The sequence below is a fragment of the Methylomonas albis genome, from assembly GCF_014850955.1.
Lineage (GTDB): Bacteria > Pseudomonadota > Gammaproteobacteria > Methylococcales > Methylomonadaceae > Methylomonas > Methylomonas albis.
Genome location: NZ_JACXSS010000001.1, coordinates 1,236,412 through 1,256,570, shown reverse-complemented (window position 1 = coordinate 1,256,570; position 20,159 = coordinate 1,236,412). Strand labels below are relative to the sequence as shown.

General features: G+C 51.4%; 15 protein-coding genes. 12 read left to right on the top strand and 3 right to left on the bottom strand.

What is annotated here, in order from left to right; all coding sequences use genetic code 11:
* Positions 1-201 precede the first annotated feature (201 nt).
* The 4 genes from glnL (at position 202) to EBA_RS05885 (ending at position 4,735) form a co-directional block, all read left to right on the top strand.
* Positions 202-1,257 carry a nitrogen regulation protein NR(II) gene (gene glnL / locus EBA_RS05900; protein WP_192373785.1) on the top strand — a complete coding sequence of 352 codons (1,056 nt, stop codon included), beginning with the start codon at positions 202-204 and terminating at the stop codon, positions 1,255-1,257.
* Complete coding sequence (ntrC, locus tag EBA_RS05895; protein ID WP_192373784.1) at positions 1,244-2,665, top strand: nitrogen regulation protein NR(I); 1,422 nt, start codon at positions 1,244-1,246, stop codon at positions 2,663-2,665. Before glnL ends, ntrC begins: the two co-directional genes overlap by 14 nt.
* Positions 2,666-2,845: 180 nt before the next feature.
* Positions 2,846-4,216, top strand: a complete 1,371-nt coding sequence (locus EBA_RS05890) for a P-loop NTPase family protein (RefSeq protein ID WP_192373783.1) — start codon at positions 2,846-2,848, stop codon at positions 4,214-4,216.
* A 150-nt stretch (positions 4,217-4,366) separates the two neighbouring features.
* Positions 4,367-4,735: a hypothetical protein gene (locus EBA_RS05885; RefSeq protein WP_225615959.1), complete on the top strand. Its 369-nt coding sequence runs from the start codon at positions 4,367-4,369 to the stop codon at positions 4,733-4,735.
* Here the strand turns inward: EBA_RS05885 and EBA_RS05880 are convergent.
* A complete protein-coding gene (locus EBA_RS05880; protein WP_225615956.1) occupies positions 4,721-5,536 on the bottom strand; it encodes a DUF2066 domain-containing protein in 816 nt (271 codons plus the stop codon). The genes EBA_RS05885 and EBA_RS05880 overlap by 15 nt on opposite strands.
* 96 nt (positions 5,537-5,632) lie before the next feature.
* On the opposite strand from EBA_RS05880, the gene purM reads away from it, so the two are divergent.
* From purM to EBA_RS24705, 4 genes are all read left to right on the top strand, one after another.
* Complete coding sequence (gene purM / locus EBA_RS05875; protein WP_192373780.1) at positions 5,633-6,676, top strand: phosphoribosylformylglycinamidine cyclo-ligase; 1,044 nt, start codon at positions 5,633-5,635, stop codon at positions 6,674-6,676.
* A gap of 194 nt (positions 6,677-6,870) precedes the next feature.
* Entirely contained in the window at positions 6,871-7,212 is a 342-nt protein-coding gene (locus EBA_RS05870) for a zinc ribbon domain-containing protein YjdM (protein ID WP_192373779.1), read from the top strand.
* 867 nt (positions 7,213-8,079) lie between these two features.
* Positions 8,080-9,369, top strand: a complete 1,290-nt coding sequence (locus EBA_RS05865) for an HD-GYP domain-containing protein (protein ID WP_192373778.1) — start codon at positions 8,080-8,082, stop codon at positions 9,367-9,369.
* The gene (locus tag EBA_RS24705; protein ID WP_192373777.1) at positions 9,366-11,018 is read left to right on the top strand and encodes an ATP-binding protein; all 1,653 of its coding nucleotides are present in this window, start codon (positions 9,366-9,368) and stop codon (positions 11,016-11,018) included. Before EBA_RS05865 ends, EBA_RS24705 begins: the two co-directional genes overlap by 4 nt.
* A 200-nt stretch (positions 11,019-11,218) precedes the next feature.
* On the opposite strand, the gene EBA_RS05845 is transcribed toward EBA_RS24705, so the two are convergent.
* Together EBA_RS05845 and EBA_RS05840 are read right to left on the bottom strand one after the other, a co-directional pair.
* On the bottom strand, positions 11,219-13,096 hold the full coding sequence (locus EBA_RS05845) for a proton-conducting transporter transmembrane domain-containing protein (protein WP_192373776.1): 1,878 nt from the start codon (positions 13,094-13,096) through the stop codon (positions 11,219-11,221).
* Positions 13,093-15,669: a YbcC family protein gene (locus EBA_RS05840; protein WP_192373775.1), complete on the bottom strand. Its 2,577-nt coding sequence runs from the start codon at positions 15,667-15,669 to the stop codon at positions 13,093-13,095. Before EBA_RS05840 ends, EBA_RS05845 begins: the two co-directional genes overlap by 4 nt.
* 326 nt (positions 15,670-15,995) lie before the next feature.
* Here EBA_RS05840 and EBA_RS05835 point away from each other — a divergent pair, with 326 nt between their 5' ends.
* From EBA_RS05835 to EBA_RS05820, 4 genes are all read left to right on the top strand, one after another.
* Positions 15,996-17,642, top strand: a complete 1,647-nt coding sequence (locus EBA_RS05835) for a SulP family inorganic anion transporter (RefSeq protein ID WP_192373774.1) — start codon at positions 15,996-15,998, stop codon at positions 17,640-17,642.
* A gap of 168 nt (positions 17,643-17,810) precedes the next feature.
* The gene (locus tag EBA_RS05830) at positions 17,811-18,530 is read left to right on the top strand and encodes a DUF2490 domain-containing protein (protein WP_192373773.1); all 720 of its coding nucleotides are present in this window, start codon (positions 17,811-17,813) and stop codon (positions 18,528-18,530) included.
* Between the two features lie 130 nt (positions 18,531-18,660).
* Positions 18,661-19,224, top strand: coding sequence for a hypothetical protein (locus EBA_RS05825; protein ID WP_192373772.1), 564 nt, complete (start codon positions 18,661-18,663; stop codon positions 19,222-19,224).
* 44 nt (positions 19,225-19,268) lie between these two features.
* Positions 19,269-20,072 carry a carbonic anhydrase gene (locus tag EBA_RS05820; protein WP_192373771.1) on the top strand — a complete coding sequence of 268 codons (804 nt, stop codon included), beginning with the start codon at positions 19,269-19,271 and terminating at the stop codon, positions 20,070-20,072.
* The last annotated feature ends 87 nt before the right edge of the window (positions 20,073-20,159 follow it).

Sequence of the window (20,159 nt, the reverse complement as noted above, 5' to 3'; positions counted from 1 at the left end):
CGCATAAGGCTTCAAGCTAATATAAAGATAAAAACCAGCTTCACACCCATCTACGCACTAAAATGGAACGCAAATTCGGGCATCAGCACCATAGTTGCGCAATAGTTCAGCTTTTTGCCAGCCAACTTGACCCTTAGGGCGATTTTAAGCTTGGCGTGTAAATTGCTTATTCACTACAACACTCAAAACTTAAATTAAACAGTGCATAAAAAGATACTGGATCACTTAAACGAAGCAATCCTGCTGTTCGACAAGGACTTGCGTCTGACCTATATCAATCCCGCCGGCGAGATACTGCTTGCCGATAGCGCTAAGCATTTGCTCGGCCAGACGGCGCATAAGCTATTCAAAACTGCGCACAACACCCTGTTTAACGATTTATTACCGCGCTTGTATCTGCTGGAGCCTCTGGTCGATAGAGAATTAATTCTAGAGCGGCTAAGCCAATCCATTACAGTTAACCTCAGCGCCACACCCTTGCTGGAAGACGGGAAATTGAGCGAAATCCTGATCGAATTGCAGCAGGTGGATCGGCATTTGCGCATTACCAAGGAAGAACAATTACTAGCTCAACAAAATACCAGTCGCATGTTGGTGCGCGGCTTGGCGCATGAGATTAAAAATCCTTTGGGCGGCCTGCGCGGCGCGGCGCAACTGCTGGATCTGGAATTGCAGGATCCTGAATTGAAGGAATATACGCAAATCATTATTGCGGAATCAGACCGCTTGCAGGATCTGATGGACAAGATGCTCGGCCCGAACAAGCCGGCACACAAAAGTCAAATGAATATCCACGAAGCTCTGGAACGAGTCAGGCATCTGGTCACAGTAGAAGCCGCTCACGGCATTATGCTGCATACCAATTACGACCCGAGCATCCCGGAGATTTTCGCCGACAAAAACCAGCTGATCCAGGCCATTCTGAATATCGTCAGGAATGCTGTGCAAGCAGTACAAAACCACGGCGTAATTACCATCAAGACCCGGGTGCAACGGCATATGACCATAGGTCGCAAACGTTACAAACTGACCGTCAAAATCGACATTATCGATAACGGCCCGGGCATTAAGCCCGAGCTGATGGGACAGATTTTTTATCCGATGATCACCGGCCGCGCCGAGGGCACCGGACTTGGCCTGTCTATTGCTCAATCATTGATCAACCAACACAACGGCTTGATCGAATGCGAGAGCGAACCAGGCAACACCGTATTTTCCATCTACCTACCTTTGGAGAAGAATCATGCAAATACCTGACAAGGTCTGGATTGTCGATGATGACAAATCCATCCGCTGGGTACTTGAGAAAGCCTTGCAAAAAGCCGGCGTCCATACGCAAAGTTTTGCTAATGCCAACGAACTGCTTAAATCCCTGCCCGGCGGCTTGCCGCAAGTACTGATCACTGATATTCGTATGCCGGGCATGGATGGCTTCGAGCTACTGCGCAACATCCAAAACAGTTACCCTGATCTGCCGGTCATCGTAATGACGGCGCATTCGGACTTGGAAAGTGCGGTTTCGGCTTTTCATGGCGGGGCCTTCGAATACCTGCCCAAACCCTTCGACGTCACCGAAGTCGTCGAAACCGTGCAACGTGCCTGCGCGCACAGCAAACAACGGCAAAGCGACCTTGTGCAAGCGCCGCCCACCGTGGAGGAAACGCCGGAAATCATCGGCGAAGCACCGGCCATGCAAGAAGTGTTTCGGGCGATAGGCCGTCTGGCGCGCTCACACATCACCGTACTGATTAACGGCGAATCGGGCACCGGCAAGGAACTGGTCGCCAAGGCCCTGCATCGCCACAGTCCGCGCGCCGACCAGCCGTTCATTGCTTTGAATATGGCGGCTATCCCGAAAGACTTGATGGAATCGGAACTGTTCGGTCATGAGAAAGGCGCGTTTACCGGTGCCCAAGCCAGGAGGATCGGCCGTTTCGAACAGGCTAACAACGGCACGCTGTTTCTGGATGAAATCGGCGACATGCCCGCCGAATTGCAAACGCGCTTACTGCGGGTGCTGGCGGACAACGAGTTTTATCCGGTGGGCGCCCATACCTCGGTAAGAGTTAACGTCCGCATCATTGCAGCGACCCATCAGGACCTGGAAGCACTCGTGTCTCAGGGCCGATTTCGCGAAGACTTGTTTCACCGCCTGAACGTGATTCGAATTCACATTCCGCCCTTGCGCGAACGCCGCCAGGATATAGGTTTGTTGATGCGGCATTATCTGTATCAAAGCGCGAAGGAATTGAATACCGAGATCAAACTTTTAAAACCGGAAACCGAGGCGTTTTTGAGCAGCTTGAAGTGGCCGGGCAATGTGCGGCAACTGGAGAATATCTGCCGCTGGCTGACTGTAATGGCCTCCGGACGCGAAATTCATATGGAAGATTTACCGCCGGAATTGGCCCACAACACCGGCGATTCCGGATCGGGCGATAGCACCCCGGGCGACTGGGAAAGCCAGTTCAAAAACTGGGTCAAGCTACAACTATCGACCGGCAAAGTGGACATCGCCAAGCAGGCCATCCCGACCTTGGAAACCCTGTTAATCGAGGCCGCGTTGAATCACACCCATGGCAGGAAACACGAAGCAGCGCTGTTGCTAGGCTATGGCCGCAACACCTTGACACGTAAAATCAAGGAGCTCGACATTAAGGAATAAGCGCCGCCTTCGCTGCCGGAAACCCCTAATTTCCCGCCGGGCGGAGCGTCCGCAATCGCCTATTAATAGGGCCTCTTCGACTTGAAAAACCGGCAGGTTTTTTTATCGGTTTAAATGCCATCGGTGTATACTCCCGCCGTCTGATTAACCTCAATAACAAGCAGAGAAGGTTTACATCTAATGGCGGATAAAACGGTAAGTAAACACCTGACCAATCTTGAAAGACAGTTCGCAGCGACCGATCCGGTTTTGCAAAAAACCGCCAAGATATTTCAGGAATTGGATGAAATCGAATTCGAACTGGGTTTGATCGATAATGACGAAACCACCGCGCGTAAAACCAGTTGGTGGCCTATAGTCAGCACCCTGGGCGGTTACTCGCCCGCTAAATCAGACTTTGTTAATCGTTATCTCGGCGTACAGCTACACACCGCTCGCCACAAATTCACCGTTCTGCAATATACGCCACAAGCCAATACCGCGACGCTGCCCGGCACCGCACTGGACGCCGACCACCGTTTGCCTTTTTATCAAATCAGCCGTGAGATTGATTTGGTCGCCAGCGGCGAAGGCAGCAAACTGAACAGTTATCTGGAGCTGGTCACTGTCAATAGCGGCAAATTGAAAAACAAGTTGTTGATCGACACCCCGGTATTGAACCCGGCTGCGGAAACCCCGGTTTCCGGCCTATTGCGAAAATACGTTATAGGCATCTCAGACCTGGTACTGGTGTTTAACGACTTATTCGAGGCTGATGCCGATTTGATCAAGGACACCCTGGCACAGATCGTTGCCCACCAGGATGCCAATAAATTTATCTTCGTGATCGATCATTCCGAAATAACCATCGATGCGCTGAAAAGACAGGAAATCGCCGCATCCTGGCAACGGCGTCTGGCCGAACTGGGCATTCACACCGGCCAATTCATCGTCTTGTCGCAATCCGGCGACACCTCGATATTCGACCAACGTTTCAACAACATTAATAATGATCGTTCCTACCGAATCCTCGGCACCCTGGAACAAAGCATCCGCGCCATTGACGACACTATCTTCCCGGAAGTGGAAGACGCTTTAACAACCTGGAAAGATAGATCCAACGCCTCCACCTTAATCGTGCTGGGCTTTGTGGTGATGTTGATGTTGTTTGCCGAGATCGCGGTAGGCATACTTGAGTTGCTACTGGATCCGCTGATAGGCGGCGCCATCGTCGCGGTATTAATTGGTGTCTTGACACCGCTGCATGTAGTCGTCAGCCGCGTGCATGCAAAATTCCTGATCAAGCAATTGCACAAGCGGCAGAAACAGTTAAATCTTAGCGAAGACTTGGCAGGCCTATTTGAAAAAAGCCTGAGCTTCTGGCGGATTTTAATGCCTATCACCGACCCGGTCGGTAAAACCAAGAAAAACCGCAAAAAACTCAATGGTCTTATCGAGCAAAGCAAAGACTTGGTGCAAGCTTTAAACGATCAGTTTAGCCATGGACAGCAGCCGGAATACCGCAACCAATATGATGCGTATGCTTATGCCGACCAAGAGGAATCTAACTAATTACTAGAGTGCCTGGCAATGGACACCATTAGACGTTACTTCCCGCTATGCTGGCTTAATGTCTCGGTCTTGGACTTGCCCAGATCGAGGCGCTTTTTTAAATACAATGCGATTTTTTATTTTATCGCAGTGTTTTTTATTCAGTTCAACATGTCTGACGACATTGACTCGATCTTCGAGGTGGTGCTGGAGACGGCGTTAACCCTGGGCTTTATAGCGCTGGTATTACTGCTGAATCGAACCTTTAATACCTTCATGCAAGTCGCGTCGGCCATTTTGTTTTGCGAAAATGTCGTCGCGATCTTTCTGATTCCTATAGTGTTTTGGGTGACAGTGGCAGAAGATACGCCTAGCTACGCAACATTGGCTTTGTTTTTTATGTGGGACACGGCAATCGTCGCGAGGATCTTTAAGGATGTATTGCAAGTCAATACACCCGCAAGCCTGGTGGTGTCTTTGTTTTATTTTTTTACCACTTACGGCGGCGCTTACGGTATATACAGCCTAGTGGGCGGCTGATGGCTCCGGTTTAACGCCGTAATAATTAGATAACACATCGTAGGCACCTTGCACGCCGGCAACGGCTGTGGCTTTCAAAGGCAAACAAGCGCCGCTCCATTGCTTGATTTTGCCATCAAAATAAAACGCCCATTCGCCCTGCCAGCAATTGCCTTTTTTGGCAATGCGGCCGGCCATCACCGATGTCACTTCATAGCGAGCAGACACCGCCAACAAGTTGCGGGAATCGGCACTCAACACTTCGCTCAACGAGATTTTTTGCTGTTCTTCCAGATCCAGCATCGGATAAATCATTGGCACGCCTTTAATTTTAGAAGCAAAAGCCAAAGCGCTTTCCAGTTCCGGCATGCTATCGGCGTTGTAAAACCGCCGACCTTCTTCGTCATCAACGACCAACCACACCAAGGTTTCCGGTCTGATCTCGCTCCAAATACCCACCTGACTTTTACGCATCACTTCCATCAACTGGTCTTCGTCGAACTGCACCCGCAGCAAACGCGCCTCGGTGTCGGGTAACTCGTCGGCGGAAATCAAGGAAAATTGCGATTGTTTAACGTAGCTCTGCGCACTATTCAATGCCTGCTGCACTACCGGAATTTTGGAAATATCCTCGGACACCAACACCCGGCTCAATACCGCATACATCGCTTGCTTGATCGCGACGGTTCTATCTTCAGCGGATTGGCTATTGGCTATCAGCTCTATCTCATACAAGCCTTTTACTTCGACAGCCGCCGTCAGCTGAGAATAACAAAGTAATCCCAACAAACACAGCCTTAAAAACCCGGACTTACCTTTCATAAAAACATTGACCACAAGCCTACCCTGACAGTGCATTAATGGGAACTATAGTACAATATCGGTCGTTTCAACCTTAACTTTAACGAGAGACTGACATTGAGCGAACAACAACAAGACCGCCTGAATTATAAGAGCGCGGGCGTCGATATTGAAGCCGGCAACGCTTTGGTCGAACGCATCAAACCCATCGCGGCCAAAACCCGTAATGCGGGCGTCATGGCCGGTTTAGGCGGTTTCGGGTCGCTGTTCGAACTACCGCTGGATCGTTACAAACAGCCGGTATTGGTCTCCGGCACCGACGGCGTTGGCACCAAATTAAAACTGGCGTTGGATTTAAACATCCACAATAGCGTCGGTATCGACCTGGTAGCCATGTGCGTGAACGACATTATCGTCCAAGGCGCGGAACCACTGTTTTTCCTGGATTATTTTGCCACCGGCAAACTGGAAGTGGATACCGCCGCCAGCGTCATCGAAGGCATAGGCAAAGGCTGCGAACAATCCGGTGCCGCACTGGTTGGCGGTGAAACCGCGGAAATGCCCGGCATGTACGCTGATGGCGATTACGACCTAGCCGGCTTTTGCGTCGGTATCGTCGAAAAAGACCGCATTATCGATGGCAGCCAGGTCAAAGCCGGCGACAAATTGATTGCCCTCGCCTCTTCCGGCCCGCATTCCAACGGCTACTCCTTGATTCGCAAAATCGTCGCCCGCAGCGGTCTGGCCTGGACCGACAGCGTCAACGGCAAACCGCTCGGTGAAACGCTGCTGACCCCGACCCGCATCTACGTCAAACCCTTGCTGGAACTACTTAAAAGCGTGCCGGTGCATGCGATGGCCCATATCACCGGCGGCGGCATTACCGAAAACCTGCCGCGCGTCTTGCCCAACGGCCTAAACGCCAGTGTCCAGCTATCCACCTGGCAATTGCCGGATATTTTCGTGTGGCTGCAACAGCAAGGCAATGTCGAATTAGCCGACATGTTGGTCACATTCAACTGCGGAATCGGCATGATCCTCTGCGTCGCAGCTGAAGACGAAGCATCGACGCTGGCGAGTTTGAAACAACAAGGCGAAACCGTGTTCAGCATCGGCGAAATCGTCGCCGGCGACGGCAAACCTCAGGTCGTCTACTCCTGAGTCTCTAATATCACCGCCATGCCGGTTTTTCAGGCATGGCCTTACCTGTAAAAAAACTAGCAAACGCGAAAACAGGAATACTCAATAGAGCCTCTGGCCCCGTCTTTGGTCGATTCAACGACAGTGCTGCTATTTGTTAATTTTTTTATCTCAACCAAGCTGTCTCGCAGCTTATCAATTAATTGGATACCACAATGAGCGATTTACCCAACTGTCCGAAATGCGGCTCGGAATACACCTATAACGACGGCAATATGAATATTTGCCCGGATTGCGCCCACGAATGGTCGGCCGACGGTGCCGCCGAAAGCGGCGACGACAATAAAGTCATCAAAGATGCCAACGGCAACGTATTGCAAGACGGCGATACCGTCACCGTCATTAAAGACCTGAAAGTGAAAGGCTCCTCACTGGTTGTCAAAGTCGGCACCCGAGTTAAAAACATCCGCTTGGTCGACGGCGACCACGATATCGACTGCAAAATCGACGGCATAGGCGCGATGAAGCTAAAATCGGAATTTGTGAAAAAAGCCTAATTGCCAAGCCGACGCTAACCGAAAGTAGCGTTACCTAGCGTCATCTGCTCATCATCGACGGGATACTTCGGAAGGTCCAAGGGGTACCTCCGAAGTACCCCGTCGATCTTCGAAACTACCCTGTCGAGCGTCTGAAGCACCCCGCCAATCTTGCACGCTATCTCGGCTAGCCCCAAAACTACCTGACCGATCTTCAGCGCAAGCGCGCCGACCATTTTTAGCCCCAAGGCGAGCTTATTTAGTATCAAACCAAGCTCACCGCCATCCCACGGATAGATTGACTACCCAACCTCAATCAAAATTGGAAATGGTCTATCATTTATCTGCCCGTTCGTTGATGATGATTTTCGCCCCCCTTGCTACCTTCAGCAAAACACTTCATCACCTGCCTGCTGTTTGCCATTAAGCTAATGGTGATTTTTGAAAAAGTTTATAACCATTGGCAATGCCAAATATGTCGTTCGCTCAGCGGACTTGTGCTGAGCAAAGCCGAAGAAGCCGAAGCGAACGGTTGACTTCGGCTCCGCTCAGTCAACGGAAAATTGCTTGGTTTCGGTACATTGAAGGCCATAAATCGCCTAACGTCCATATCACCTGGCTTCAACTCTCAAAAGGTGCGCCGGCAGACATGCTTACGAACGGGTTGAATGCCTAAATGCAACGAACCTCAAGCGCTTGTGCTTGCTATACTCTCTATGCGACGAAACCAATGATCATGAGCACATCAATGCGGAGAGTAACCCAACATGGCACAACTACATCGGTTTAAAGATGATCGCAAAGCCTAGATTGGCCGGGGGCGGAGTATTGGTCAAGACGGTATGAATTGCGTATTTTTCCATTTGACAAAAACAGATCGGACTGCCGATGTCGACGCAAGATAACTTCAACATCACCCTGGATCAGCTTCGGATCGGTTTGTATATACATCTTGATCTCAAGTGGTTTGATCATCCTTTCTCGTTCAGCCATTTCAAGATAAAGAACGAGGCGCAGATCAAGACCATCCGGAGTCTCGGACTCAAGTCGATTCGTTACGACCCAGCCCTCAGCGATTTCAATCCGCTGCCGCAAAAGATACAGCAGACAGAACTGACAGAGCCGACACCGGTTACAGCCACGCCGGATATTGTGCCGGTGTTGTCGGCCAAGCTCGCGCTGGTCGAGCGAATTCAACTGCAGCGGCAGGCAGCGGCACGGATTGAAAATGCCTTTGTCAATACCGCTAAAACCATTCACGGCATCGAGAAAGACCTGTTTACCAAACCGGCAGAAACCGTGCGAATAGCGACACAATTGGTAGACCAAATTATCGACTCAATTCTTCCCGCCCCGGAACTCGCCATTCACGTCATGGTAGGCAAGGCCGGTGCCGAGGAATTGTATTTCCACGCCTTGAATGTCACCATGCTTTCCCTGATGATGGCTCGCGACATCAAGTTGCCCCAAGAGGTGGTCAGCACCTTGGGAATGGGTGCACTTTTCCACGACATCGGCCATAAGGAGATTCCAGCAAAGATTCTCATGAAAAAGGAACCGCTCAATCAGGCTGAACGCCATTTATTCGAAATGCATTGCCAGTACGGCGTGGGCAACGGTCAGAGGCTGAAGCTTGCGCCAGCCGTCCTGGCCATCATCCATGAACATCACGAATTGTTCGATGGGACGGGCTACCCGAATAAACTTAAGGGCGAGTCTATCGGCTTGCTCTCCCGCATTGTCGTCATTGCCAACCATTACGACGAACTGTGCAACCCGGTGAATATTAACGACGCACTGACGCCCCACGAGGCGCTGTCGACGATGTTTGCCAAGTTGCGCAACAAATTCGATCAGAAACTGCTCCAGGTCTTCATCCGTTGTCTCGGGGTTTATCCGCCGGGCACCATCGTACAGTTTTCCAATGGCGTGATCGGCATGGTCGTCACCGTCAATACCGCGAAGCCGATGAAACCGCTGGTGCTGATTTACGACGCGGATATTCCCAGGGATGAGGCAATCCTGGTAGACATGGAGTCCGAAGCAGATGCGAATATTGCAAAGGCGATCAGACCGGCGCAGGTTCCGCGCGAAATTTATAACTATCTCAGCCCACGCAAACAGGTCAGCTATTATTTCGATCCGAGCAAACCCGGGCAGGAGCAAACCGCCAAATGAGCAGCCTCGAACATCTGATGCTTGATCACAGCCAGAATATGATGCTGCTGGTTGAACCCAGTCAGTTGCGAATCATCATTGCCAACAGAGTTGCAGGCCAAATACTGGGATATTCGGAAGAGGAATTGCTTGCCATGGCTATCACGGATATCGAAAGCTCATTGCAAGACGTCTTTTATTGGGAAGATGTCCGTAACGGTCAATATCTCGATATCGAAACCCAGGATGGCCTTTATCAATGCGCCGGCGGTTCAATGCTGATGGTGACGAAATCCGTCAAGATCATTGAGCATGAAGGGAGCCCTCTGCTTCTGGTTCAGGCCAGGGACGTGCAGAACGAGCACAAGGCCGAGGATGCTCTGGCCCAGATATTGTCGCAACTGAGGGCAACCCTGGAATCGACAGGCAATGGCATTCTGGTCATCGATTGGCATGGCAAAATCGCCAACATGAACCGCTTGTTCAGCAGCATGTGGGGCATTTCGGAGGACTTGCTACTGGAGAGGGAGGACGCGGATATTCTAGAGTTCATTGCCGGACTGGTCGTCGAGCCGGAAGCATTTCGTATTCGCCTGCAGGAGATCGTCGGCAACGGGGAAACCGAAGATATCCTGAGCCTCAAGGATGGCCGGATTTTCGAATGCAGATCGCGGCCGCAATATCTTGGTGAGCACATTATCGGCCGGGTCTTCGGCTTCAACGATATTACCGAGCACAAACGGGCTGAGGAAGCCTTGCGCGATTCCCGCGACTTCCTCGAAGAGCAGGTGCAAAAGCGCACTGCCTCCCTGCAAACGGCGAATACGCAATTGCTAGACGAGAAGGCGCGTCAAGAGGATCTCATCAGGCAACTTGAAGAAACCCAGGTGCAACTGCTGCAATCCGAAAAAATGGCTTCAATTGGCCAGCTTGCTGCCGGCGTAGCGCATGAGATCAACAATCCCATTGGCTTCGTCAACTCCAACTTGAGTACCTTACAGGAGTATGTCGATGGAATGCTCAGACTACTGGCGGCTTACGAACGGGTCGAAGGGTCCTTGGTAGAAGAGGCCTTGCAAGATATTACTCAGCTGAAGCAGGAAGTCGAGATCGGCTATCTGCGTAGCGATATCGGCAATCTTCTGACAGAATCCCTCGACGGTTTGCAACGCGTGCGGCGCATCGTTCAGGATCTGAAGGATTTCTCTCGCGTCGGCGAATTGGAAAAGCAATTGGCGAATCTTGAGTCGGGCCTCGACAGTACGCTCAACGTGGTGTGGAACGAAATCAAATACAAAGCCGAGGTCGTTAAGGAATACGGCGGAATCCCGGAGATAAACTGCATCGCCTCCCAGCTCAACCAGGTGTTCATGAACCTGCTGATCAATGCCGTGCAAGCAATCGAGAGTCATGGCCGAATTACGATTCGCACCGGCCATGACAAGAACAGCGTCTGGGTGGAAGTAGAGGATACCGGCAAGGGTATCAAACCCGAACAGCTCGGAAAAATCTTCGATCCATTCTTTACCACCAAGTCGGTCGGCATGGGCACAGGCCTGGGACTATCGTTATCCTATGGAATTGTTAAAAAGCACAACGGTTGCATAGAAGTAAAGAGCGAGCTCGGTAAGGGTACTATCTTTCGTGTGCTTTTGCCGCGGACTAGCTGATAGGCTTTTTACGTACCCAAACCAAGCAATTTTCCGTTGACTGAGCGAACCTGTGCTGAGCGAAGCCGAAGTCAACCGTTCGCTTCGGCTCCGCTCAGCGAACGACCTATTTGGCATTGCCAATGGGTATAAACTTTCTCAAAAATCACCTTATTGGCTATCAATAGACCTTACGCAATTGGTAGCACCCGTCAATAACATCAAACTGCCCCCCGCAGCTCTACCGGCCGCCCCATACACAGTCGCAAGTAAACCCTGGCTATGGCAATACCGTTAATCACAAACGATATGGTAATCGGTGCGGCAAACCAGGGATGTTGGCTGCTAGCGTGTGACAACAATAAATCCTCACCCAGAAATGCCGGGGTAATCGGAAAGCCCACCAAGCCCAAAAAGCTCAAGAACAAGGCTAAAGACCAACCGGGGCGGGTTTCGGCAAAGGCGCGAAACACGAAAGGCTCATCGGCAAAATTGTAATCTCTCAACAAAACGCTCAGCGCCCAAATGCCCAAGGCCCAGGATGGAATGATGCCGCTAAAGAACAAGGCGACATCGGGCCAAGCGGAAGGCACCATCAACCACACCGCAACGCCGGCTAAAATACTGCTCAAAGCCACACTATGCCAAACCTGAAACGGGCTGTGCTTGTTGCTGAATGCGCTGAGCGAGACCACCGCCATTGCCAGGGAGATGGGCATGGATAGATAGATTCTGGCCACACTACTGACGCCGGACGCGCCAATGGCAATGATCGCCAACAAGGCCAATGCCGCCAGCAGCTTTACCCACAAAGCCAAGCCATTTAATTGCCGACCGATGTTTTTCAGCGGCTCCCACAAAATCTTCCGCACCAACAACTCCAGCTGCCCTTCCTGCAAGGCAAACACATACAAGGTGTTTTGCAGTACCTCCGGCAACGAGTCGCGTATCGAAACCGGCAGAAAGCTCAGCTTGTCGTTGTTATTGATGTAAAACTGGCTATCCACATTACCTTCCACCCGCAGTAAATGCGCGACGATGGACGGCGACACCAACAATTGATAGCAGCGTAAAAACGCGTTGCCCATGAAGTGCAGCAACACCAGGCCTTCCAGGCCTAATGCCAACTCGACAAACATAATCCCCACCTGCGCGATGGAGGCATAAGCCACCTGCCCTTTGATATTGGATTGGGTTTTCTCCGCCAGCGTGGCGATAAATACCGTCAACACACCGATGCTCAGAACAATCAAACGCGGCAAATAGTGATAACTCCAGATCGGCATGGTCCGCAATAACAGAAACACCCCCAGATGTATCGATAAGGCCCCGTAGAAAATTGCACTGGAAGGCGTCGGCCCTTCCATGGCCCTCGGCAACCAAAAACTGAACGGAAACTGCGCCGACTTGCCGGAGGCGGCCAAAATAATCAGCCAGGATAAAATCGACAAGGACGCATACCCGGCTGGCGGAATATTGTTGGGATCGAACATGGTCAACAACTGGCTAAAGTGCTGACTTTCGTGAAACAACAAATGGCTCATCCAGGTACCGACCAGCAAACCCACATCACAAAAGCGATAAATGGTGTAAGCGCGTAAGGCATTGCGCACCGGCTGCGGCCGATGTCGGTAAAAAGCGATCAGCAAAAACGAGGAGATCCCGACGATTTCCCAACCGGCAAACAGCATATCGATACTGCCGGACAGCACGATCAGATTCAAACCAAAGGCAAACCCGAAAATAGCCTGAAAGAAGCGTTTGTAGCCGGCTTCGCGGTGCAAATAGACCCGGCAGTATTTGACAATGGCCGAGAACACCGCCCACACCACGAATAAATAGGCCGCTCCGACCCTATCCAGAAAAAACAACAAGGGAAACTGGTAATCGTCGTGTTGATATACCACCAGCCATTGGTATTCGAAGTTGGCAAAACCGTGCGCCGCCCATGCCGCCAGCAGGCCCAACACTGCCACACCCTTGAGCCGGGTCATCCACAAACTGATCGCGGCGATCCGGTGCTCATCGTCCGGGCTGAAAAAAATCAGCAAAAAGCCGATTAAAGGCAATAACACGCACGCCAATAATAAAGCACTCATCCCTGTCTCCTTTCCAATTGGTGGACCGGAATGGTCCGGGTTTGTCCGACAATGATTTTTTCCGAGCGGCTACCGACAGGCAAAGACTTATCACTCGCCGGTTCGGCGACTTTCCAACCCGTACTGCTATACATAGACAACTCACGAGTCAATGGATCGCACGCTACCAGCCGTATCCACTCGTTATCCAGCCATTCCCGCCAGTCGCCCAACATCGCAATGGCCTGATCGGCAATCGCGGTGGTTTGTTCCACCACCATTAGTAAGCGCGCCGGCTCGTGAACTTCGATCATTTGCGAGGGCAAGCCGGTACGCAAATCGCCCTCCACGCCGTTGGCCACGCCCAACAAGCCGATCACGTTATGTGGCAATTTGGTACCCGCGCCGTAGACCGAATTGTCGATGCGCGAAAACAGATATTCCAGATTGATACCGCCGCAAACCGGAATCACCGCCGACAATACTTTCACCAATATCGAGCCATCGCTATCGCTGTTGGGATCGTAGGATTGCAAAAACGCCCGTCTATCCATGAATAAATGCCGGGTCAAATTGCGCCGCCCCACCACGCAATACAAATTATTGGAATGATTCAACTCCGGGCGTGGCTCGAAAATCGACGAAGCCCGCGCCACGACATGGCGATGCGCATTTTCGTTGCTATGCGATTTTGGCCCCAACTCAAACCAGCGGCAGCGCTCGCGTGCATTGCGCTGCAACGCGTGTTGCATACTGTGTTGAAAACTGTGCAGCGCATGGCGCGTGTCTTTATCCAATTCCTGCTGATCGAAATAACTGATTTCATCACGGCTGGTATTGTGCAAGGCTGGCACAAAATGGGTGCTGTCTGGGATGACTACGCCGCGTTCGCGCAGAATTTCCCGCACCTGCGGATGGTTGGCCATCCAGGCAAAGGCGCGCGCATTGGGCGCTCCGGGTTTGCCGGAACAAGCACCGCAATCGTAAGCGGCAAAATGCGGATTGTTAACACTGCTGGAGCCATGCGCAACCACCACGACTAAGGGCGCAAAGTGTTGCGTCAAGCCGATATTGCGCAGCAAGCCCCCTACCCGATCAGCCATTTCCGCCAAGGAAAATCCCAACAAATAGCCATCTTCATTGAGTTCCTCGCTCTCGCGCAGCAAATGCAAATGACCGTGAGCATCGACTTCGCTCAAACTTTGGATGCCCGGTAACTGCCCGCCGGGACGCAACACGCTCCATCCCAGCCTTAGGGCATAAGCCAAACCCAGCGTTTGCGTATACAGCCAACCGCGAACCATAGAATGCGCGCCAAAATGCATATTCGCCAACGACTCGCCCTTCTCTGCCTTGTCGGGCTGCGGCTTATCGGTCGATTCCAAAATCAGATGTTTGGGTTTAATTACCACCGGACATTGCGCCACCGGATAGACATCATCCAAACCTTGATAGAGAAAATCGATACCAAAAAATCCCGGCGCACCAAAAGTTTCGATACCGGCGTCCGCATCTTCCAGATAGCGGCGTATCGAACATTCTCTATCGTCGATGCAAAACAGTGCTTGCACCTTGGGCGCATGCTCGGCGGCCTGATCAACGGCGGCTTGCGAGCGCAAGGCCAGTAACAACTCGGAATGCAACGACCATTCCATCGCCTCGTGCCACACCCGCATTTTCAGCGGTACCTGCGGTTTGGTCGCATCCCTCTCCAATAAAGGGATGGCGTGTAAATTCGGTAGCTTTGCGATCTGGAAAAAACTGTGACCGTACTTTTTATCGACAAACGCCAGCTCGCACGCCAGTTCCACCGCCAACAATTCCTTTAAAGAAATAGCCCGTGGCGCCAACAGCACATTGGGCTGGGTCTCGATGATCCGCACCATGCCAGACCAACCGGGATGGGCCAGCAGCACTTCCAATAGATATTGCCCGTACAAACTTTCGTCGCCGACAATTTTGGCCAGGCAATTCATAATCATCTTATCCGGACCGGCATCCAACATCTGCCTCACTACCGGCTGATGAAACGGATAAAGCGGTAACAGGCTGTTTTGCACCAGTCGCAACACGCAGTCCCAAAAACGCTCGTCGGGTTTGGGCATGGCCCAGCGGCTAATGCCTTGATCGAGAAAATTACTCAGCAAGCGGAACATTACCGGGTGTACCAGACCGTTCAAGTCGATTTCCAGGTGATTCAACCAGGCGCTGCGGATACCATGATTAGCCAATGACTGCGGCGGATAGTGACTGTGATCGTCGGGCTCAAACAGCGATGCCCGCAATGACTCCTCTTGATATACGCTACAAGCAGCTTGAGCGATCGCCCAATCCAGCGCCTTTTGGTTAATCCGTCCTTCGGCAAACCGCTGCTGGTAATCCTTCAAAGGCAAATAGCTTTTGGCCCCGTAAACCTGAGCCGCCACCGCCACCCCTTCGTGAAACGGATAGTCCTGCACGGCATGCAAGGTATTGTGATGAATAAAATCCTTGATCGGTCCCTGGCTGGGCAGCCAGTGGGCGATGTGGCCGATAGCCACATCCAGATCGAAAGCATCATTATTGTGAACATTGTGATGAGCAGAAGCAGACATCTGTAACTTAAACCTCGCTAGACAAACAGAAGCTGAGGCAAACAGCCTCTTATGCTTCATGTTGCATAGCGCGTGCCAAATCCATAAAAGCCGCCAAATCCGGGTTTCCAGCTGATTGCGCTCAGCCTAAGCCAAGCGATCCCGGTGCAAATAAACCACTGAACTGGTTGAATCTGACGAATCAACCAACTCACCAAACCAAATTCACCGCAATTTTACGACTAACCACTTGCCACAAGCCTTGATATGCCGGCACTGACGCGATTCTTGCAAAATTGGCATGCTTCTCGCTGGACATTGATTTTCCTTGGCTTCTGAGAAAAACCATGACCACATCACCTTCGGCCACCTTGCCCAAGACCGGGCTACCCGGTTTAATTGAAAACTGGCGTAGCGACCTGCTATCCGGTTTTTTAGTGTTCTTGATTGCCTTGCCGCTGTGTCTCGGCATCGCCATGGCATCGGGCTTCCCGCCCATGTCCGGCATCATCTCCGCCATTATCGGCGGCGTGGTGGTTTCCAGAATCAGTGGTTCATTTGTCACGATCAATGGCCCAGCGGCCGGCTTGATCGTGGTGATCGTCGATGCGGTGCAAGCGCTCGGCGAAGGTGATGCGATGGCCGGTTATCGATACACACTAGCAGCCATTGTGATTGCCAGCGTCTTGCAAGTGCTGCTGGGCGTTTTCAAGGCCGGCAAACTCAGCGCATTCTTCCCGTCATCAGTCGTACATGGCATGCTGGCAGCCATCGGTATTATCATCATGGCCAAGCAAATTCATACCCTGCTTGGCGTGAAACCGGCTGCCAAATCGCTGCTAGGCACTATCGCCGAGATTCCGCACTCCATCATGGAGTTCAATCCGGAAGTGACCCTGATCGGCATACTGGGCTTGGCATTGTTGATTATCTGGACAATGATCAAAAACCCCACCTTAAAAATGATCCCAGCTCCCTTATTGGTGGTATTGATAGGCCTGGGTCTGGGTCAGTATTTCGACCTGGATCATATTCATGAATACATGTTCTTGCAGGATGAACCGATATTAGCCCATCACGTATTTACGGTGGGGCCGGCCTTTTTGGTGGCCGTCCCGGAAAACTTTCTCTCCGGCTTTTATTTTCCAGACTTTTCCAAAATTGCCACTGTGGAGTTCTGGACTTCGGTCATTACGATATGGCTGGTAGGCAGCCTGGAAAGTTTGTTGAGCGCATCGGCGGTCGATAAGCTTGACCCGTACAAACGCAACTCCAACCTCAACCGCGACTTGACTGCGGTTGGGATCGGCAATTTGGTCTCCGGCATGATAGGCGGCTTACCGATGATCGCCGAGATCGTCCGTAGCTCCGCTAACGTCAATAACGGCGCGAAAACCGGCTGGTCCAACTTCTTTCACGGCGTATTTTTACTTATCTTCGTCGCGCTGTTTCCCAAGCTGATCCATGAAATTCCGTTGGCGGCTTTGGCGGCATTATTGGTCTTTACCGGCTTCCGACTGGCCTCGCCTAAAGAGTTTGCGAAAACCTTGGCGGTAGGCGTCGACAATTTCGCGGTGTTCGTGATCACCATCCTCGGTGTATTGGCGACTGACCTATTGATAGGCGTGGCAATCGGCATCGTGGCCGAACTGGCGATTCATGTCAGCCGCGGCCTGAAGCTGCGTAACGCTTTTTCGATGGCTTTTCATGTACACAAAACCAATGCCGACACCTACCACATCGCGGTATCCGGCGCGGCGGTATTTTCCAACTTCATCACACTGAAAAGCTTGCTGGCCGATTTTCCTGAACGCAAAACCGTGTTTTTCGACCTTACCGAAGCTGAGTTGATCGACCATACGGTGATGGAATTCATTCATCATTTTACCGATGAATATAACCATGCCGGCGGCCGTTGCGAGATTGTCGGCTTGGACGATCACGAAAGTTATTCGGACCACCATCTCGCGGCAAGACGCAAAATCGTTCTTTAAGTTAAACGCAATTCCCGCCGTCGAGGGTTATTGACGGCGGCGAATCTGCCAGCCTGTCGCAACTTGTTTTAATTCGTTGCACTAAAAAACATACAACCAAAGCAGATCATCGCCCTACCAAAATGGCGATGGTTCTATAGCCGCATAGTTTTTATCCGGAGGAACTTTATGTACCCGCTAACTCAAAAACTCTCTTTTCTGCAGTTGCTTACCTTGGTATCGCTGACAGCCATTTCATGCGCCGCATCGGCCGACGATCTGACAGAAGACTCCGGGGCCTGGCTGCAAGCCGTTGCCGAAGGCAGCATGAGCGTCATCGATCCAAGCTTGAAAAATGGCCGCATCTGGGTGGAAGGCCAGTCGCGTTTTGATCGTGACTGGAGCCACTGGTATCAAGGCATGGTCCGCACCGCCGTGGGCTATTCCTTGAGCGACCGCGCCACAATCTGGGCCGGTTACACCTGGTTGCCTACCCAAAACATCGGCAAATCTTATGTCTCCCAACAAGACATTTGGCCGGCGTTTCGCTACGTGTTGCCCACGGAGATAGGCACTTTTACATTCCGCACCATGTGGGAAACCAACTTTCTGAACGGCGACCAGTTGCGTGAACGCCCTCGCCAAATGATCAAATTCATGCATCCTTTGGAGTTCGAACCACGCTTGAGCCTAATCGCCTGGGACGAAGCTTTTTACCGGGTCAATTCCACCACCTTTGGCGGCAAGTCAGGTTTTGACCAAAACCGGGCGTTTGCCGGCTTTGGCTGGAGCTTCAACAAAAATGTTAGAACCGAACTGGGTTATATGAACCAATATGTCGAAAACGCCAATCACAGCGCGGCTACCATGCGGCATTTGGGCATGGCATCGGTGTTTGTCAATTTCTAATTCGACAATTATCAAGCGTATATAATAATCCCAGTTATCTCCGCCACAACTAGACTGGTTTGTGCCATCACAAAATGCCGAAGCTTCAATTGAATCGGCAGAATCAAATATTTCTGAGCAGGCAACTGACATGAGCCGCATCATCATTTTTTTTATGATCATTTTCAATCTCATGGCTTGCTCCACGGAATCAAGGCTGGAGCCGGAGGTCGCGCAGCAACCGTCCGGCACCCGCCCGGTCTTGACGAAAAGCGCCAAAATCCCCGAGCCGCCGGAAACCGGCGAACCGGCCATGCATGCGATTCAAAACAATCACCTGCAGCAAGTGATGCAGCAAATCAACGAACTGGTTTACGCCCAACTAAGCAGCGAAATTAATTTGGGAGAGCAACGCGAGTTAAAATCAGCGGAAATCGCCAGGATTGCCCAGGAGTTGGCGGCTAGCGAGAAATCAATTGTGCAAACCCTGCCCACTCTCAATCTGAAACAGGACGAGCAAACCACCTTTCTCGCATTGGCGGACAAACTGCGCGTCAGTGCGGTACAAATGCAAGATTTGGCTGACCAAAACCAATTACGGGCGATTCCAGCGACATTAGACACTATCACCAATACCTGTATCTCTTGCCATGTGTTATTTAGAAAGAGCCGTAGCTTGTTAGAAAAATGTAAAGATCCCAGATACACTTGCTAAGCATCTTTCGACGCTGGACCGGCCTTTAATTTACTTAACAATCGATGGCTTCTAATCGCGATATGAACCACAACTTTACGCTGATCGTTTGTTTGACCGTTTTCAGTCAGGTATTACATCCTACCGAGACATTCGCAGCCGACGGCCATGCCGATCCGCACTGGACTTACGAGGAACAAGAAAGCTGGGGCGAATTAAAAGACCAACTCTACAGACCACCTTTTCCTTACGCGGAATGCGGCATCGGCCAAAAGCAATCGCCGGTGAACATCGAAACGGCTAGCGCCGTTAAAGCTGAAAAGATAGATGAACTGCAACCCAACTATCTGGAAATACCGCTGAGTCTAACCAACAACGGCCATACCATCAGAGCCAACACCACAAAAGGCACCTTGAACTTTGGCAATAACGAATACGATTTGGTGCAATTTCATTTTCACGCGCCCAGCGAGCATTTACTGAACGGCGTGGCCTATCCGCTGGAGATTCATTTTGTCAACGGTACGGCCGATGGTCGGATGGCGGTGCTGGGTGTATTGGTCAAAGCCGGCGGCCATAACCCGGCGTTCCAGGCAATCCTTGAACAATCGCCCAACCACATCGGAGACACCGTCAATCCACCCGCGATGATCCTCCCCGCGCGCTTACTGCCGGAAAATACTCAACATTTCTACACCTATGCCGGCTCATTAACCACCCCGCCCTGCAGCGAAGGTGTGCAGTGGTTCATCCTGCAAGACACCCTGGAAGTATCGGAACAGCAAATAAGAGATTTCAACGCCAAGTTCTACCATGACAATGCCCGTGTCGAACAAAAACTAAATGGCCGAGTATTGGACGCGCATTGATCTTATAGCGACCAAAATCAAGGCTACCGGCAACATAGCCCTGAAAACTCGCCAATCCGGCAAATTCCCCGAGACATCCAAGACGCC

Bases quoted from the DNA above. Each gene is read 5' to 3' on its own strand.
- EBA_RS05825 (WP_192373772.1), top strand. From the start codon at position 18,661: ATGAGCCGCATCATCATTTTTTTTATGATCATTTTCAATCTCATGGCT.
- EBA_RS05840 (WP_192373775.1), bottom strand. From the start codon at position 15,669: ATGTCTGCTTCTGCTCATCACAATGTTCACAATAATGATGCTTTCGAT.
- EBA_RS05880 (WP_225615956.1), bottom strand. From the start codon at position 5,536: ATGAAAGGTAAGTCCGGGTTTTTAAGGCTGTGTTTGTTGGGATTACTT.
- EBA_RS05870 (WP_192373779.1), top strand. From the start codon at position 6,871: ATGAGCGATTTACCCAACTGTCCGAAATGCGGCTCGGAATACACCTAT.
- EBA_RS05820 (WP_192373771.1), top strand. From the start codon at position 19,269: ATGGCTTCTAATCGCGATATGAACCACAACTTTACGCTGATCGTTTGT.
- EBA_RS05885 (WP_225615959.1), top strand. From the start codon at position 4,367: ATGTCTGACGACATTGACTCGATCTTCGAGGTGGTGCTGGAGACGGCG.
- EBA_RS05865 (WP_192373778.1), top strand. From the start codon at position 8,080: ATGTCGACGCAAGATAACTTCAACATCACCCTGGATCAGCTTCGGATC.
- ntrC (WP_192373784.1), top strand. From the start codon at position 1,244: ATGCAAATACCTGACAAGGTCTGGATTGTCGATGATGACAAATCCATC.
- EBA_RS24705 (WP_192373777.1), top strand. From the start codon at position 9,366: ATGAGCAGCCTCGAACATCTGATGCTTGATCACAGCCAGAATATGATG.
- EBA_RS05835 (WP_192373774.1), top strand. From the start codon at position 15,996: ATGACCACATCACCTTCGGCCACCTTGCCCAAGACCGGGCTACCCGGT.
- EBA_RS05890 (WP_192373783.1), top strand. From the start codon at position 2,846: ATGGCGGATAAAACGGTAAGTAAACACCTGACCAATCTTGAAAGACAG.
- EBA_RS05845 (WP_192373776.1), bottom strand. From the start codon at position 13,096: ATGAGTGCTTTATTATTGGCGTGCGTGTTATTGCCTTTAATCGGCTTT.
- EBA_RS05830 (WP_192373773.1), top strand. From the start codon at position 17,811: ATGTACCCGCTAACTCAAAAACTCTCTTTTCTGCAGTTGCTTACCTTG.